Origin of the sequence: Tenacibaculum sp. MAR_2009_124 (genome assembly GCF_900105455.1) — a bacterium.
GTDB lineage: Bacteria > Bacteroidota > Bacteroidia > Flavobacteriales > Flavobacteriaceae > Polaribacter.
Genome location: NZ_FNSF01000007.1, coordinates 648,304 through 666,300 on the forward strand (window position 1 = coordinate 648,304; position 17,997 = coordinate 666,300).

Below are 17,997 nucleotides of genomic sequence, written 5' to 3' on the forward strand. Positions count from 1 at the left end.
CTGATTTTTAACACTCATACTTTTGTGTGAAATTCGATATACTCGCATAATTCGTACTTTTTCATGATTGTTTTACCACTTTAATGTTGTCACTTTTGCAGCGAAATATAAAAACGAGCAGAAGTGAAAATTAAATTATTATATTGTCTAATTGTATTTATTACAACAAGTACCTATGCACAAAACGATACCATTCCCTTTGCAAAGAAGACTAGACTTAATTTTGCAAAAACATATTATGAAATAGGAGGGAGTTATAGTCCGTCGTTTACGGGGAAACGGCTTTCCAGTTCTGGAGTCGAAAATGTGAACCATTCTGAAAGTTTTAATACGAGTTTATCTTGGGGAGGTTTTCATTTTTGGGGGCATGCAGAGTTTTTTGTATCCTTTCCATTGAAACAATTTTACACAAATGAAGATACTTATAGTTTTAAGCATGTTGCAATAACAGGAGCAAGATTTTTACCGTGGGCCTTTCGAGAGAAAAAACTCAGACCGTATATCGGATTAAATTGGTCTGCATTTGAGTTTCAACAGGGCAAAGATGCCATTAATGAAGGACCTAAATTAGAAAAAAACTTTTCATTAGTGCCAAACATTGGAGTTTTGTATAGTTATAAAAGTTTTGCTCTAAGGCTAGGAGCAGATTTCTTTTTCGATAATGAATGGAAATACCCCTTATCGAAAGAAGAATTTGTAACAATACAAACGCCTAAATATAGCTTTAACTTGAGTTTATTGTATTATATGGAGAGTAGTGTAGATAAAAACTACGAGAACTCTGAAGAACGATGGAATAGTTATCCAGAAGTTTCAAGTTTAGCATATAAATCTAAAAGTTTTGGTGATTTCTTTTTAGGAATAGGGCCATCTATATCTTTTTCTTTATCAGAGTCAGAGTACTTGAATGATAAATATCCTTATTTAGAGAAAAGAAAAAGTTCTGAAAGTTATTTCGATATTGCCATTGGATACCAGTTTAATAAGTTAAATATGTTTACCGCACTTTCGTTTAGAAACCCTGAATTTATAAGAAGTGGGTTCGGAAAGCAATTTCATATAAAGAAAACATCGTTCGCTTTGGAGTTCACCAAGTTTTTAACAGACTATAGTGGGTTTGCTCCCTATGTAGGACTGAATATAGCTTATGATAAGATTAATCTAAAAGAAAAAAGCGGCAACACTTCAATAACGTATAATTTTAACAGACTTGAACCTGGAATTACATTTGGATGGGATATTGTCCCAGGGAAAACTGAAGAATTTTTGATTTTGAGAACCAACTTGCGCTGGTATCCTTTTGCAAATTATACCATAGATGGAAAACGACTTAAAATTGATCAATTAGAATATAATTTAATACAGGTACTTTTTTATCCTCAACGATTTTTAAGAGCAAAAAAAATACGTCTATTTTAAATGTGGGGGCATTGAAATGGAACTACTAAACTTAACATCTGTTTCCCCAAATGCAGGTTTTTATTCTATAACTTAGTTAAGTTAGTAGAAAGCCACAACTATATAGTTGTGGCTTTATCTTTTAAGGAAAGGAATATTTCAAATACTTATAAGTTATTCAGTTTTTGCCATTGTGATTTAGATATCCTGAAAATATTAACCTCGTTACCATGATACATTGTTCTTTTATCGATAGTCATTCCGTTTTTGATAGCCACTTTTTCGGAAGGTTTATTGGTCAAACTAATAATTGAAATAATGGAATCTGTCAAGTCGTTTTCGAAAGCGAAGTCCCTGCATTTAAGTGCGGCTTCACTTGCAAGCCCTTTTTTCCAAAATTTAGGAAGAAGTGAATATCCAATTTCTAATTCTTTCTTTTCATCAACAGTTTGGATTAAAAGACCACAATACCCAATTAACTTTCCAGATTGTTTTTCGATTAAAGCATTCATTCCACCTAAATCATTTTCATATCGATAAAATTGCTTCTCATACCATTTTTTACACTCACTATCCGGGCTTTCCAATTCAGATTGCCAATGAATTGAAGTTAATGGGTTTTTATGGAATTCTAACCAATCGTTGAACTGTAATAAGCTAACTTCTTTAAACAAGATTCGTTTGGTTTCTTGATTTTTTAAAATATATTTCATTTTAATCATTGCCGAATTATAACGAATATAGTTACAATTTGGTTAATAGTTTGTAGAATTTATAATAGAAAGTCAACAAGCGAGAGATTGTTTTTTGGGGCATCTATTTGAATTAGTACGATTTTTCTTCTAATATAGTTTTCAGTTTTTTTAATCCAGAAAGTGCTCGATTATTTATTACATCCTTAAAATTCGGAAGTAAATTTTTAACAAAATTCTCGTCATCATTCCTACTTTCCATCATCCATTCAATAGAAGTGTTTTTATTGTCAATTGAATCTAATTTAATAGTCATTCTTGGCAGTAAAGGTGTGTATCCACTTTCAGTGATAAACAGTGTCGGCTGTTCAACTTTTTTAACTTGAATTTTTAATTTTTGAAGCCCATTTGGCGGAAGATTTACAAACTCTAGATATGTTTTACCTACAGTACCATGAGCCAATGTGTTATCCGAAACAATTTGCGTTACTTCAGGAAACCAAAGTTGAAAATTTTCCATATTAGAAACAAATTTGAAAATTCTGTTAATGGGGGCTTCAATAGCTATTTTTTGTTTTGTTAATATTTTTGACATTAAGTTTATGTGATTTCAATTTATATTAACAAAATTAGAATGATCACGTCGACTTATCGATAGACATTTGTCTATTAATTCATTTTAGCTCTAATTCTACTTAAATGCCTCGGAGTAATTCCTAAATATGAAGCTATTAACTTCAAAGGCATTTTAAGAATAAATTCAGGGTGGTTTTCAATTAACCAGGTGTATCTACTATTAGCATCTTCCTTTTGTAATTGAAAAAATCTGTTTTCTAATTTTATCAAATACTTTTCATTTAACATAGCAAAGAATCGCTGAATGTTCGGATTTGTATGAACGAGACTTGTAAGATTGTTTTTTGAAAAAACACAAATTTCGACTCGACTTAGTGCTTTAATACTAATAGGAGATTTTTGAGAAGATATAAATGAAGAATAGGCAGAAACGAAATCATTTGGAAAAACAATACAGTAAGTTATTTCTTCTTGAATTTTAGAGGTATAGTATGAGTGAAAATATCCAGATGTTACAAAGGCAATTTCATTGCAGAATTCGCCTTCTTGAATAAATAAATCCTCTTTTTCTAAAATTCTTGTTTCGCAAATAGATAATAAAAGTTGAATGTCTTCTTCATTTAGTATTTCTGAAGAATTAAAATATTCTGACAGTAACATTGTTGTTGATGTTTTGTTTTTTTTCGCCTTTTTTACATTGAGAATTATACCATTTGATATTTGAATTTACTGTAAAAGAAAAAAGGGCTGTTTTATTCCGATAAATTCAACTTGTAAATGGTATTATAAGCTATTAAGAAAGAATCTTTCCGTTAATTTGATCTCATAAATGTATTGGTTTAAAGGCGGATATTTACTCAATAAAAAAACCATAACTGATAGGGGCAAATTTACCTGAAAAGTTATGGTTTTTATTATCTATTCGAAGTGGTCGTTATTTTAAACTCCCAGTCATATTTTCTGGTTTCACCCATTCGTCATATTGCTCAGCCGTAACATAGCCTAAGTTAATAGCTTCTTCTTTCAAAGTAGTTCCATTAGCATGAGCTGTATTTGCTATTTCCGCAGCTTTATAATAACCAATTTTAGTATTCAAAGCAGTTACTAACATTAATGAGTTATTTACCAATTCAGTAATTCTACCATGATTTGGTTCAATACCTGAAGCACAGTTTACATCAAAAGATACACAAGCATCTCCTATTAATTGAGCAGATTGTAAAACATTAGCAGCCATCATTGGTTTGAAAACGTTTAGTTCATAATGTCCTTGAGTACCACCAACAGTTACAGCAACATCATTACCCATTACTTGGGCGCAAACCATAGTAATAGCCTCAGCCTGTGTAGGATTTACTTTTCCTGGCATAATTGAAGAACCTGGTTCATTTGCAGGGATAATTAACTCTCCAATTCCCGAACGTGGGCCAGAGGCCATTAAACGAATATCATTTGCTATTTTGTTTAATGAAACTGCTAATTGTTTTAAAGCACCATGAGTTTCAACTAAAGCATCATGAGCAGCCAATGCTTCAAATTTATTTTCAGCAGTTACAAATGGTAACTCAGTAAATTCAGCTATATATTTAGCTACTAATACGTCGTATCCTTTAGGAGTGTTTAATCCTGTACCAACTGCAGTTCCTCCCAAAGCTAATTGAGATAAATGTGCTAACGTATTTTTTAATGCTTTAATACCAAAATTCAATTGAGCAACATATCCTGAAAACTCTTGACCTAAAGTTAATGGAGTAGCATCCATTAAGTGGGTACGTCCAATTTTTACAACATCATTAAAAGCTTCTGATTTAGCTTGTAAAGTATTGCGTAATTGCTCAACTCCAGGAATAGTAACTTCAACAATCTTTTTATAAGCAGCAATATGCATTCCAGTAGGGAACGTATCGTTTGAAGATTGAGATTTGTTTACATCATCGTTTGGTTGGATGGTTTTTTCACCTTCACCAATTATTTTTCCAGCAATTTCATGAGCTCTGTTTGCAACTACTTCGTTAACATTCATGTTCGATTGAGTACCAGAACCCGTTTGCCAAACTACTAAAGGAAATTGGTCATCGTGTTTTCCTGCTAAAATTTCATCACAAACCTGACCAATTAAATCACGTTTTTCAGCAGCCAAAACTCCTAAATCTGAATTAGCAAAAGCAGCTGCTTTTTTCAAATATGCAAAACCATAAACAACTTCTAAAGGCATAGAAGCTGAAGGACCAATTTTAAAGTTGTTTCTTGAGCGCTCAGTTTGAGCTCCCCAATATTTATCAGCAGGTACCTCTACCTGTCCCATAGTATCTTTTTCGATTCTATATTTCATACGAATTCGTTTAATTTAAAAGTTTTATTTTTAGTTTGTTACCAGTGTTTATTAATGAATGGGTCAAGATAAACAACTAGCTTTATATTTCTTTTATTTAGAGATGGCGACTACTCTATTTTTGTCAATAACCTCTTTGAGAGGTTTACTATTTATTGATTTAAACAAGCCAAGAATTAATGGTGACCAAAATTACAAATTATAGTCCTTTTTATAGTCGATTTTTACTAGATTTTATTGGTTGATAGAAAAAATAGTTATAATTTTGTTGTCCGTAATAATTATTAATAGAATACAAATGTTAGATTTTTCACAATTCTCAGGATTAGTTTTATTCATGTTTATTTTTACAGCTGGCTTTTGGTTGTTAATATTCTTATTAACATTTGTAGTTCCTTACTGGATTGGTGGAACTATCTGGGAAAACATAAAATTAAAAAGAGAAGCAAAAAAAGCTGCTGAAGGGAAGTAGGCAACTTTATGTAAGATATTAAAAAAGCTCGTTCATTTTTTTGAACGAGCTTTTTTGTTGGTATAGTTCCTTTGAACTAGTATATTTTATAAATAGGAAGCTTTAGATGAGCTTTTTCGTAATGAGGAGATTGTTTATAGATAAAATTTAATTGCGCATAGCTATTGTTTGCAAAGCTCTCGTCATTTTCCATTTTGTTTTCAAAAGCACTTTTTATCTTAGAGTTTTCTTTCAGAATTTTTTCGGCGATATCTTCAAATACATAAGCCGAAAATCCTTCTTTACGTTGTAAAATAGTGTCAAAAAAGTTCCAATTGAAAAAAGAGTCAGTAGCGCTCGCCTCAAGAGTTTCGATAATATATCGTATTCCTTTCTGTTGTGTTGGAATATAAATATCACCTTTGTTAAAAGTAACTTGCTCGATTGTTTTTTCTACTGATGTGTCATAGTGTAAATAGTGACCTTCATAAGCGGACTTTCGAGTATTATATTCTTTAATATGCTGAATTTCGGACAGAATAGTCGTGTCTTTTTCAAATTGAATAAACTCAATTTTATTGTTTTCTAGACGTTCAATTACTTTATGCCAGCCACTTTCCAAAACATACGCTCTAGGAATGTCTATTTCACGAACAGGAATGAAATTGTTGTAGTATTCTATTTCTTTGGTAAAAGGTTTGGTTCGGTCATAGAAAAGGCGTTTTCCTGTGGTAACTTTACTATCTATATAACTACCGTCATATCCTTTAAAGTTTAAGACTGAAGGAGATTCCCTATTTGGAACAAAACTAATAGGATATTTCTGGGTTTCATAAAGTTTATTGAAAGACTCGGCTCGTAAACTTTTAATTTCCTTTTGATATTGTTTTCCAAAGTCAAGAGCACCAATCATAAGATTGTAAGTTTGTTCAACCCTGATTTTATAAGGCTTAAGCATATGAGTTTCGACCATAAAGCCAAGGGTGTTGAATAGGGTAGTATAGCCCGTTGAATATCTTGGCGAATCATAAAACTGAGAAAACCCTTTTTCGGGTGTACTTCCCCAAACATTTACATATGGAGTTATAGGAATGTTTTTTTTAGCTAAATGATTTTCTATGTAAGGACGCATCTCTTTTTCTAAAAAGTTACCTAAGGAACCACCAAGCTTGTTATGCTGTGTAAATAAATGAGTAATGGCATATTGATAATCTGCTCCATTACTAACATGATTGTCTATAAAAATATCAGGTTCAAGTACATGAAATATTTCTGCAAAGGCAGCGGCATTTTTTGTGTCTTGCTTTATGAAATCCCTATTCAAGTCAAAGTTTCTAGCATTACCTCTAAAGCCATATTCTTTAGGACCATTTTGATTGGCTCTTGAGTGAGAGTTTCTGTTAAGGGCTCCTCCTACATTATAAACGGGAATAACACCGATAATAGTATTCGAATATACCTTTTTGAGAGAATCGTTTTGAACAATATCTCTTAACAAAAGCATAGATGCATCAATACCATCCGATTCTCCCGGGTGGATTCCATTATTAATTAATATTCTTGTTTTTTTTGAGCTTTTCAAAGATTCTAAATCACGTTTTCCTTGGCTGTCAAAAACAACAAGATGTAAAGGAAATCCTGAGTCGGTTTCTCCTATTTCAAAAACAGAAAGTTCAGAATATACGTCAGTTAAACTTTTATAATAATCAATAACCTCACTATAAACCGGTGTTTCTGTTCCTTTTGATTTCTCAAACAGTGTGGTAAAGTCATGTTGCGATTCTTTCTTTTTAGAATTGCAAGCGGTTAAAATTATGACAAATAGCAGTAGGCAAAGTTTTCTCAAAATAATTTATTTAAAATTAATAAACGAACTTCTAAAGCTGAAAAGAAGTTCGTTGTATTTATATTCTTACGGCATCAGGAACAAGTCCTGTATAATCACCATCGTTTCTAATAACGTCCCTTACAATCGATGAAGAAATATAACTTTTACCCGATGAGGTTAATAAGAAAACAGTTTCTATTTCTGATAGTTTTCTATTCGTGTGAGCTATGGCCTTTTCAAACTCAAAATCAGCAGGATTTCTTAAACCTCTTAAAATAAAATCAACGTTTTGTTCTTTACAAAAGTTGACCGTCAGACCACTATAGGTAACTACTTTAATTTTAGGCTCGTTTTTAAATGTTTCTTCAATAAATTTTTTACGTTCATCTAAAGAAAACATATACTTTTTATCGGCATTTATACCAATAGCAATAATAAGCTCGTCAAATAATGTAACACCTCGTTCTATAATATCAACATGTCCAAGAGTTATTGGGTCGAAAGATCCTGGGAAAATAGCTTTTTTCATAATAGTTTGATTTTTATGAATAAATTATGAGTTTAAAGATTGTTGAATAGCATTGTCGAATAATATCGATAGACTAATACCTCTTTCATTGGCTTGTTGAGGTAAAATACTGGCTTCAGTTAGTCCAGGAACCGTATTCATTTCTAAAAAGTGAGGAACGTCATTAACCAAAATATATTCTGAACGAGAAAATCCAGACATATTTAAAATTTCATAAACTTTCTTGGCAACTTCTCTAACCTTGTTCTCTTGCTCCTCTGTTAACCTTGCCGGAGTAATTTCCTGAGATTGTCCTAAGTACTTTGCGTCATAGTCGAAAAAATCATTTTCTGAAACTATTTCGGTAAGGGGAAGCACAGTAGTTTCTCCTTTGTATTCAATTACACCAACAGATACTTCTGTTCCATTTAAAAAACTCTCAATAAGTATCTCCGAGTCTTCTTTGAATGCTTTATCAATGGCAGGAATAAGCTCTTCTTCTTTATAAACTTTTGAAATTCCAAAACTCGATCCCGCATTATTCGGTTTTACAAAACAAGGAAGTCCTACTTTTTTGATAATATCATTTGTACTAAAGTGGTCACCTTTATTAAAATAAACGGATTTTGCTGTTGGAATACCATAATGTTTTACCACACTTAGTGTATCCCTTTTATTAAAAGTAAGTGCCATTTGGTAAAATGGAGCAGAGGTATGTTTCATGTTAATCAGATCGAAATAAGCTAGAAGACTTCCATTTTCTCCCGGGGCACCATGAATAGCATTAAAAACACAATCGAAAGTTATTTTGTTTCCATTTTTGATAAAGGAAAAATCATTTTTATCGATTTTATACTCATTTTTACCATCTACAACTACCCACTTATTGGGTAAAATATGAACTTTGAAGGGATTGTATTTTTCTTTATTTAAATGCTTAAAAACAACAGCACCACTCTCCAGAGAAATCTCAACTTCCGAAGAATAACCTCCCATAACTACAGCTATATTTTTTTTCATTCGAATATTAAGTTAGCTTTTTAATAAAACTTTACCTTACAAACTTACCAAAAATCTAAATGAGATTTTATGTAACTGATAATTTTATTAAAACTATTAAACTCATTAACGTTCTTATAAAGTCTTTCTGTAAAGGAAAAGTTATGAAATAGAATACTCTGCACTCATTTATAAATGCTATTACGTATTTTTAGCGTAAATTTGTTTCGTTTTACTAAAAATTATTATGAGTACCATGTCAGAACGTATTAAGGGATTGTTCTCGTTTCTTAAAAGCAAAAGCTTTTTTAAGCAAGTAGGAATAGCAATAGTTGGGGTATTGGCTTTTGTTTTTTTATTACAGTGGTGGTTAGGAATTACGACCAATCACAGTCAAAAAATTCAAGTTCCAAATTTAGATAAGCTATCATTAACCGATGTAGAAAAGAAATTGAATGAATTTGATTTAGAATATGTCATAATCGATAGCGCAAGTTTTAATCCTAATTACCCAAAAAAATCTGTGATTGAGCAAAACCCAGAAGCAGGTGATTTTGTAAAGGAAAAAAGAAAAATATACCTCACTTTAAATCCATCTAAATATAGAGACATTGAGGTCCCTGATTTAAATGGTAGGACTAGAAGGCAAGCAACAACACATTTAAGATCAATTGGTTTTCTTGTAGGTGATGATGTTACTTGGGTGAAAGATTTAGGAAAAGATGTTGTGAGAGGGTTAAAGTTTGAAGGAGAAAAGATTGATGCGGGTACTAAAATACCGAAACAATCTATGATCAATTTAATTTTAGGAGACGGAAACGGAGGATAATAAGAACTGAATGCAAGAAGATAACAAGCAAGATATAGAAAATGATGATTTGTATGAGCATCATCGTTTTGTAGCAACTGAAGGACAGGAGCCATTAAGAGTTGATAAATTTTTAATTAATTTTATTGAAAATGCAACACGAAATAAAATTCAACAAGCGGCAAAGGCGGGGAATATTCTAGTAAATGAAGTTCCAGTAAAATCAAATTACAAGGTAAAGCCAAAAGATGTTGTTCGAGTGGTTTTGGCGTATCCACCACATGAAAACTTATTGGTTGCTGAAGATATTCCAATTGATATAGTATATGAAGATGATGATGTAATGGTCGTTAATAAACCTCCAGGGATGGTTGTGCATCCGGGGCATGGAAATTACTCAGGAACTCTTGTGAATGGATTAATCCATCATATAGAAAATTTACCTAAAAACAGTAGTGACCGTCCTGGTTTAGTCCATAGAATTGATAAGGATACAAGTGGACTTTTAGTGGTAGCCAAAACAGAGTATGCTATGGCACATTTATCAAAACAGTTTTTTGATAAAACTACCGAACGTTTGTATTATGCTATAGTTTGGGGGAATGTAGAAGAGGAAAGTGGAACGATAGAAGGTCATATAGGAAGAAGTTTTAGAGACAGAATGCAAATGACTGTTTTTCCTGAAGGAGATTATGGTAAGCAAGCCATTACGCATTATGAAGTGATTGAGAGATTTACCTACGTAACGTTAGTACGATGTAAATTAGAAACAGGAAGGACTCATCAAATCAGAGCGCATTTCAAATACATTGGACATACTTTATTTAATGATGAACGTTATGGTGGTGATCAAATACTAAAAGGAACGACATTTAGTAAATACAAGCAGTTTGTAGATAATTGCTTTAAAGAATTACCCAGACAAGCATTACATGCGAAAACGTTAGGATTTATTCATCCTACCAGCGGAGAGTATATGGAATTTAATTCTGATATTCCTCAAGATATTGAAAATTGTTTGGAAAAGTGGAGAAGGTATTCAAGGAGTTCTACTTCAGAAGTATAAAAAAAACGGCATTGTTTATGCCGTTTTTTTATGTTTTAATTTTATTAATTTAGTGAGAGTAACCAAGCTAATTGTTTTTCAAAATTAACTTTGAAGTATTCTCCGAAATATAAGTCAAAATGCCCTGCATTATCAACAATAAATAATTTTTTTGGATCATTAGCCTTTTCATAAAGAGATTTAGTTTCTTGAACTGGGTTCACTGAATCCTTTTCTGCTCCAACTAACAATATCGGAATATTCACTTTTGCAATAAGATTTTCAGGTTTATGTTCAATGGTTTCTCTCATAGTTGAAAATGATAGTGTTTGATCCATTGAAGGATGATGATTTTCGTTTAAGAATTTTTGCGATTGCTCATCATTCATAAACTTTTTAATAGGAAGCGATAGGGTTCTATTATTCAATACCTGTTTTGATAAAATTTTATCAATAGATCTCATCAGTTTTTCAGATTCTGCTTCAGTTTTGTCTCCAAAAATAACTCGTGAACCATTTCCAAACGCTATTTGAGCGATAACACCTTTCAATTTATGTTGCTCAATAGAAGCCGTTTCAATAACATTGGCTCCACCGTATGATGTTCCCCATAATACAATAGCGTTAACGTATTTTATTGACTCAGTAAAAACTAAGGCATTTCGAATATCTTCAATTTGATTCTTTTTTGATAAGAATCCATTTCTACCAGAGCTTTCCCCAAAACCTCTGTAATCGAAAGTAATGGCTATAAATCCATTCCCTGCAAAATTCTCGGCATAGGTTGGTAGCAAAAAATCTTGAACACCCGCAAAACCATGGCATAATAGGATAGCTGTATACTCTTTTTCTGAATTAAAATCTTCTGGTAAGTATATTTTTGAGGCGATAGCTTCTCCTTCTGAATAAAATCTTTTTTCTTCAATACTAATTTGAGATGTCATAGTAACTTGTTTTTGTATAAGTATGATTACTCAAAGATACTAAGAATACAAAACATTATTCGTTTAATAAAGCTCAAGAAAGTAATTAAATTTGATGGTTTTTTTTATAAAATAGATTTTTTTGATTTCAGAGGTTTGCTTTTAAAATTCTGATAAAAAAACAGTAATTAGTGTTGTGTTTTAAATTTTTGTATATCAGGTTTTTGCGTTTTAGTGTTGTTTGTTAAGTCTCTGTTTTTTAATTTTTTAGATACTTAGTTTAGTTTACTGAGAATCTAATATTTAAAAAGTATACTATAATATATCAAAATATAGAAATCTCGTATAACCATAGTTTAACTAATTTTACTGCTTACTAAGCTCATGATTCTTTCGAATTGCTCTTTCAATCCCATGTCTGAATTATCGAATTCCACAGCATCTTTTGCTATTGTTAAAGGAGAGTCTTCTCTGGTTGAATCGATATGGTCTCTTTCCTGAACGTTATGCAATATTTCTTCATATATAACTTTGTCGCCTCTATCCAAAAGCTCTTTATAACGTCGTTTTGCACGTTTATCAGCAGAAGCTGTCATGAATAGTTTGAGTTCGGCATCGGGAAAAACAACAGTTCCAATATCTCGTCCATCCATTACGATTCCTTTATTTTTTCCCATATCTTGTTGTTCAAGAACTAATTTTTTACGAACTTCAGAGATAGTTGCTACTTTACTAACAAGTTTGGAAACTTCAATAGTTCTAATTTGTTTTTCTACATTGAGGTTGTTCAAATAAACTTCTGCAAACCCAAGAGTATCGTTAAAACTAAAAGAAATTGAAATATCGGCTAAATCACCGATTAATGCCTCAGTATTAAAGTGATTACCTGAAATATAATTTTGTTGCATTGCATATAGAGTAATAGCTCTATACATAGCTCCCGTATCTACATAAATATATCCTAGTTCTTTAGCTAATTCTTTTGCAATGGTACTCTTTCCAGTAGATGAAAAACCATCAATGGCTATTGTTATTTTCTTGGTCATAAATAATTAAGTATAGAATGCAAAGATACATTAGATTTCCTAATATCTAATCGGATTTTTACCTCTTATCCCTTTGTCTAAATCAATTTGCAATCCAAAAGTACTTACATTGGATGCAGAGTGGAACTTCGAATAGGCGTAGTTAAATTTAACAGAATTCATACGTAAGCCAAAACCAAAAGATAAGCCACCAAATGAACGTACGTTTTGTAATTGAAGTTCTTTGCTTCTTCGAAAGTTGTAGCCAACTCGTAAATTAATAGCACTTTCTGGAAATAGTTCTGCGCCAATACTAACATGTCGAAATGCATTATCTAAAAATGAAATACTTTCTTGAGTTGTGTTTCCGTCTAAATCTATGGTTTGATTAGAGGGATTTGCTGTGGCAATTTGCCATTTTTGCAAGTTATCAACAGTAACATACCATCTCAAAGGCATCCTGTCAAGCTGGTAAGAGGCCGCAATAGCTACTTCGAAGGGGATTTTTTCACGGGTTCCATTAAAAGTTGAAAGTTGTGTTCCAATATTTCTCGCGACAATACTGAAAATATAGGGTTTACTTGTGCTATAATAAGTTAAACCAACATCAAAAGCCACTCCGGTGGCATCAAATGAATCGATATTAGAATATATAATTTTAGCATTCAAACCGTAGTAAAAATCACTTTTAGGAATGTTTCTGGCGTATCCGATTGAAATGGCAATGTCGTTAGCGCTAAAAGTACCCTGTTCATTACCTTCTTCATCAGCTCTAATCAATTCTCCGTAGTTAATATAGGTTATATTTCCTTGCAGAGTTTCAAAATGTTTATTGATTTCATAGGCATAGGAAACGGAACCTATTTGAATATCAGATAGATAGCTCGTGTAATTTACAGCTAACTGTTTATGCATACGATTACTAATATTAGCAGGATTCCATGTAGGCTGATCCACATCATCCATTAGAGTAAGTATTTTTCCTCCTAACGCAATTTGTCTTGGTGAAGTTGCAATATTTAAAAAAGAAAAGGCATTTTCACCACCTGTTTGAGAGTAGAGGTAAGAACACCAAAATAATAATAATGAACCAAATATTTTTTTTACACACATAAGTATACTTCCAATACAAAAAAACGTAAAAAAAGTCGATTATTTTATATAAGTCAAAATCTTTTCTTGTAAATGTGATTATATTTTTTTAATTTCCCGTGTGGTAAATTATATTTTTATTGTTAATATATAAAACAATATGTAAATTGCCACCCCCTAAAGAATTCCTTAGATGAGTAAAATTTTAGCTAAAAGCGTAAAAATACTTTTAGCAACGTGGTTGCTATGTTGCAGTGTGAACACCCTTGGGCAAGAGCTTGATGGTGTGCCTGATATTGGAGATCTTAGCTCAGCAGGTGCATGTAGTAACAACAATCAAGACTACAGTATTACTTTCGAAATTCGTGATGGTTTACCTCCTTTTAATAATGGAAATATATTTCAGGTAGAATTATCTGATGAGAATGGAAACTTTCCAACGACTCCTGATGCAACTAGATTTGTGGCTACAGTAGAAAATCAAAATGCAAACTATAGTCCTATACCGGCATCATTTCAAATTCCGGAAGGAACATTTGGAGATAGCTATAGAATTAGAATTGTTTCTACAGATCCGGCCATTATAGGAGAACCATCAGTAACATTTGAGGCATATGATATGTATCAAAATGGAGAACTCTTTATAAACGATAATGCAAACAACGCCGTTATTTGTGGTAATGGGAATTCTGCACAATTAACTTTAAATACAACGATTATTGCGTCGTATAGATGGTTGAAAGATGGTAATGTTTTTGCTACAACAACCGAACCTAATTTAACAGTAACTGAATCTGGGAATTATCGCGCGCAAGTTGATTATGGAGCTTGTGGATTTGTCGATTCGAGAGTGATCCCTGTTATTGTGGTGAATTCTGCTAACGCTCAAATACAAGGAGATAATGTGATTGAAATATGTGCTAACGAAACACATACATTTGAGGCGACAGAAGTAAATACTGCCTATACTTATAATTGGTACAAGGATGGAAATCTTGTGGCATCATCTAATTCACCAACCTATACAACTCCTAATTCTGGGCAATTTGGAGAATATTATATGGAAATTGAAGTGGAGGATTGTAAGTTTGAATCTCAAAGAGTACAATTAAATCAAAAAGCTTCAGCTAGTTTTACAATTACTAATAATATTACGGAAACTACTCTTATTTTACCAGGAGAGACAATTGAGTTGGAAATAACGTTAGATCCAGCTTCTTCTTCTGTAGATATAATATGGTTTCGAGATGATACTCAAATACCAGGAACGTTTGGAGATACGGTTAATGCCACCGAACCAGGAGTGTACTATGCAAGGGTTACAGAGACTGGAGGGACTTGTAATTTCTCTCAAGAATCGGAATTATTCACGATAGTTGGTTTAAAGGAGTTAGATGTTCAAATTCGTACGGCAAATGATTATGTAGAGTGCGGAAGTACTTCAACAAACTTGGTAATGGTAGGAGTAACTGCCACCGGAACAGACGATAATCAATACCAGTTGTCTGAAAGACAATTGGATGAAAGATTGAATTACCAATGGTATAAAAACAATATAGCTTTGGCATCGAGTATTGGAAGAGAATTGCCTATTGCTGATTATAATGAAAATGACACTTATAAATTAAATGCAACTGTTGGTACTTTTGAAGACGATTCGAATATAATCGATGTGAAATTGACAATTGAGGACCCTGAGATTACTTCTACTTCTACATCGAACTCATTATGTCCAGGAGGAAGTATAACGTTTACTGTTTCAGAAATTGTGGATGGTTTTACGTATACATGGTTAAAAGATGATGTTGAGTTAACAGTGGGAGATCCGCAATCGTTAGAAGTTACGGAAACAGGAGTGTATCAGCTCAGAATTATAGGTTTCAATTGTGTGAACGAATTAGATCCGATAGAAATTATTCCTTTTGATGATTCAGCAGTTGTGGTAACTCCTTCTGAAGTAGTTGTTTTATTATCAGGGCAAGCTACAATAATTACGGCAAGCGGTGCAGAGTCTTATGAGTGGTATGAAGATGAAACAGGAGATTTATTATCGACTAACGAGACTGTTGAAGTAAATCAAATAGGATATTATACGTTAGTAGCTACAGTAGGCGACTGCCAAGTTAATAAAACAATTGAGGTAGTGGAAGAAGATAGCCAAGTCATTGTCCCTAATATTTTATCACCTAGAACAATTGACGGGATTAATGATACATGGCAAATATCGAATAGATACTCATTTCAACCATCGGTTATTGTGAGTATTTACGATTCTAGTGGAAAAGAAGTGTTAACAACCAACGAATATAAAAATGATTGGCCTAGCGAAGATTTAGGTAATCAGAGAATTTTTTATTATAAAATCATTAGAGATGATCAGCTTATTAAGGCAGGAAGCATCTCAGTAATAGATTAGAGGGATATGATTAAAAGAAGTATTATTTATATACTGTTATTGTTCGTTACTTGTGCTACGGCTCAGGTATCTAGCGGTGCGGAAATATATAATAGCTTTACATCAAGGAATTTTATGAAGTTTAACCGATTTCTTACAGTGCCAACATTTTCAGCATTAAGAGAAAATAAAACTTCTTTAAATGCTATTGTAAGAAATAGTTTTGTGGAATTTGAAGATTCTCCTAAACTATATATGTTAAGTTATTCTGGTAAAATGCGTGAAAATGTCGGAGCAGGTCTTGCTATTTATCAGCAAGAGATAGGAGTTTTTAAAGACTTCGGAGCTTTAGCTAATTATGCACACAGAATTCAGTTAAATGATAATTTAGACTTAACATTCGGATTTAATGTATTGTATAGCAGAAGAAGTGCCGACGGTTTAAAAGTGAATTCACAGCAGCCAGATCCAGCTATTGGTAATTTTCAAGACATTCCTATTGTAAATTGGCAACCGGCAGTAACTTTGTCTTTTGGTAAATTCGATGTAGGGGTTTTCTTTGAAAACTTATTAGATTTTAATCTGAAAGAAAATAATTTGGCAACTTCTTTTTCAGAAAAAACAATTTCTGGTCACTTAATGTATTCTTATGAGTTTACATATGCTGGAGGTATTTTTGAGGGAGCCGATCTAAGAGTTTTAGGACTAGCGAGAAAACCTGGTCAGGGTGACTTCGGCTATGGAGGTAATGTTATTTTCGATTTACCTAAAGTTGGTTGGTTGAAAGCAGGTTACGATAAACAATATGGTATTTCGGCTGGTGCAGGTGTAAATTTGTCGGATAAGTTATCAATTGGTTTTTCATATGAAAAAGGTGATTTTGCCGCGACGAATGAAGTTGGACTAATTTATAATTTTGGAGAGAAATCATTCTCTAGAAGAGTTCCTAAAAGAAGAGCAGGTAGTGTAAGTGTTAGATTACCAGAAAGAAAGCCTAAAAAGAATTACAGAAATAACGATTTAAATAATTTATCTGAAGAAATTCAGGGAGCTTACGATTCAATTAACAAATTGAATAAGAAAGTAGATGAAATTCTGAGAATTTTAAAGAATCAGCCACCGAAAGTAGTACAAAATCAGCCAGAAGAAACACAGGATGAAGTTGTGGATAATGCGGTTGTTGAAGAAAGTGAAGAAAAGGACACTTCATTACGAAGAAGGAAGAATACGCCATGGAGAGAAAGTACAATTACACGTTCAGGAAGTGGAGGTACAGCCTACTATGTTGCTGCGAATCAATTTAAAAGTAAAGAAAATGTAGAGGCTTATATAAAAGAGAAAAAACGTAAGTTTGATAAAGAAGGAATAGAAGCTAAATATGTTTTTGATCCATTAACAGAACATTATTACGTTTATTTTGATAGATTTGCAAAGAAGGATGATGCTGATGAGATGACGGAAGAGTTTAAACAGAAAAAACTTTTTGACGGAGGAGATGACGATCCACTAGAATTAAAGGGTAAAACTACCTATAAAGAAGCGGTGTATGTTATGAAAATAACATTGGGTGGAAGTGGAGAATCTTATCAGGAGCCTAAGCCTCAAACACCTGCGAGAATATTATCGATGAAGAAAGTTGGAAATCTCGAAGAAGGTTACTATATTCAGGTGGGAGCATTTGGTAGTGTAGCCAATGCGGATAGATTTGTGGATGAATTAAGGAATGATGATATTGATGCAGGATATTTCATTCATCCAAATACAGGATTAAGACATGTTTATATATTAAAAACAACAAATAGAAGCGAAGCGGTTAAGTTGTATGAAAACAACTTAAATGGTTCATATTATGATCGTAAATCAATCGTAAATATTAAATAAAATTAAATAGAAAGTACTAGTTAATAAACTTTTTTCCCCTTATC

Annotated in this window: 16 protein-coding genes; 6 read left to right on the plus strand and 10 right to left on the minus strand. The window is 32.5% G+C overall.

What is annotated here, in order from left to right; translation table 11 throughout:
• Positions 1–123: 123 nt before the first annotated feature.
• Positions 124–1,419, plus strand: coding sequence for a hypothetical protein (locus BLW23_RS19760; protein ID WP_093673125.1), 1,296 nt, complete (start codon positions 124–126; stop codon positions 1,417–1,419).
• Between the two features lie 146 nt (positions 1,420–1,565).
• On the opposite strand, the gene BLW23_RS19765 is transcribed toward BLW23_RS19760, so the two are convergent.
• The 4 genes from BLW23_RS19765 to fumC all read right to left on the minus strand — a co-directional run bounded on the left by BLW23_RS19765 (position 1,566) and on the right by fumC (position 4,998).
• Positions 1,566–2,111, minus strand: a complete 546-nt coding sequence (locus tag BLW23_RS19765; protein WP_093673213.1) for a GNAT family N-acetyltransferase — start codon at positions 2,109–2,111, stop codon at positions 1,566–1,568.
• 112 nt (positions 2,112–2,223) lie between these two features.
• On the minus strand, positions 2,224–2,685 hold the full coding sequence (locus BLW23_RS19770) for an SRPBCC family protein (RefSeq protein ID WP_093673127.1): 462 nt from the start codon (positions 2,683–2,685) through the stop codon (positions 2,224–2,226).
• Between the two features lie 74 nt (positions 2,686–2,759).
• Positions 2,760–3,326 carry a Crp/Fnr family transcriptional regulator gene (locus tag BLW23_RS19775; protein ID WP_093673129.1) on the minus strand — a complete coding sequence of 189 codons (567 nt, stop codon included), beginning with the start codon at positions 3,324–3,326 and terminating at the stop codon, positions 2,760–2,762.
• A gap of 274 nt (positions 3,327–3,600) precedes the next feature.
• Entirely contained in the window at positions 3,601–4,998 is a 1,398-nt protein-coding gene (fumC, locus tag BLW23_RS19780) for a class II fumarate hydratase (protein ID WP_093673131.1), read from the minus strand.
• A 298-nt stretch (positions 4,999–5,296) separates the two neighbouring features.
• Between fumC and BLW23_RS23385 the strand changes: the two genes are divergently transcribed.
• Positions 5,297–5,470 carry a hypothetical protein gene (locus BLW23_RS23385; protein ID WP_176829889.1) on the plus strand — a complete coding sequence of 58 codons (174 nt, stop codon included), beginning with the start codon at positions 5,297–5,299 and terminating at the stop codon, positions 5,468–5,470.
• 76 nt (positions 5,471–5,546) lie between these two features.
• Here the strand turns inward: BLW23_RS23385 and BLW23_RS19785 are convergent, their stop codons facing one another.
• The 3 genes from BLW23_RS19785 to BLW23_RS19795 are packed head-to-tail and all read right to left on the minus strand — an operon-like array spanning position 5,547 to position 8,805.
• Positions 5,547–7,295, minus strand: a complete 1,749-nt coding sequence (locus BLW23_RS19785) for a M14 family metallopeptidase (RefSeq protein ID WP_093673133.1) — start codon at positions 7,293–7,295, stop codon at positions 5,547–5,549.
• 58 nt (positions 7,296–7,353) lie between these two features.
• On the minus strand, positions 7,354–7,806 hold the full coding sequence (gene coaD, locus BLW23_RS19790; RefSeq protein WP_093673135.1) for a pantetheine-phosphate adenylyltransferase: 453 nt from the start codon (positions 7,804–7,806) through the stop codon (positions 7,354–7,356).
• A gap of 24 nt (positions 7,807–7,830) precedes the next feature.
• A complete protein-coding gene (locus BLW23_RS19795) occupies positions 7,831–8,805 on the minus strand; it encodes a D-alanine--D-alanine ligase (RefSeq protein ID WP_093673137.1) in 975 nt (324 codons plus the stop codon).
• Between the two features lie 235 nt (positions 8,806–9,040).
• Between BLW23_RS19795 and BLW23_RS19800 the strand changes: the two genes are divergently transcribed.
• On the plus strand, positions 9,041–9,613 hold the full coding sequence (locus BLW23_RS19800; RefSeq protein ID WP_093673215.1) for a PASTA domain-containing protein: 573 nt from the start codon (positions 9,041–9,043) through the stop codon (positions 9,611–9,613).
• Positions 9,614–9,623: 10 nt separating this feature from the next.
• Positions 9,624–10,658, plus strand: coding sequence for an RluA family pseudouridine synthase (locus tag BLW23_RS19805; RefSeq protein WP_093673139.1), 1,035 nt, complete (start codon positions 9,624–9,626; stop codon positions 10,656–10,658).
• 44 nt (positions 10,659–10,702) lie between these two features.
• On the opposite strand, the gene BLW23_RS19810 is transcribed toward BLW23_RS19805, so the two are convergent.
• From BLW23_RS19810 to porQ, 3 genes are all read right to left on the minus strand, one after another.
• Positions 10,703–11,581 (minus strand): alpha/beta hydrolase, encoded by an 879-nt coding sequence (locus BLW23_RS19810; RefSeq protein ID WP_093673141.1) that lies wholly within the window; start codon positions 11,579–11,581, stop codon positions 10,703–10,705.
• A gap of 335 nt (positions 11,582–11,916) precedes the next feature.
• Complete coding sequence (gene cmk, locus BLW23_RS19815; RefSeq protein WP_093673143.1) at positions 11,917–12,606, minus strand: (d)CMP kinase; 690 nt, start codon at positions 12,604–12,606, stop codon at positions 11,917–11,919.
• A gap of 39 nt (positions 12,607–12,645) precedes the next feature.
• Positions 12,646–13,698 (minus strand): type IX secretion system protein PorQ, encoded by a 1,053-nt coding sequence (gene porQ, locus BLW23_RS19820; RefSeq protein ID WP_143032235.1) that lies wholly within the window; start codon positions 13,696–13,698, stop codon positions 12,646–12,648.
• 172 nt (positions 13,699–13,870) lie between these two features.
• On the opposite strand from porQ, the gene BLW23_RS19825 reads away from it, so the two are divergent.
• Positions 13,871–16,093, plus strand: a complete 2,223-nt coding sequence (locus tag BLW23_RS19825) for an Ig-like domain-containing protein (protein ID WP_093673145.1) — start codon at positions 13,871–13,873, stop codon at positions 16,091–16,093.
• 6 nt (positions 16,094–16,099) lie between these two features.
• Positions 16,100–17,953 carry a PorP/SprF family type IX secretion system membrane protein gene (locus BLW23_RS19830; RefSeq protein WP_093673147.1) on the plus strand — a complete coding sequence of 618 codons (1,854 nt, stop codon included), beginning with the start codon at positions 16,100–16,102 and terminating at the stop codon, positions 17,951–17,953.
• The last annotated feature ends 44 nt before the right edge of the window (positions 17,954–17,997 follow it).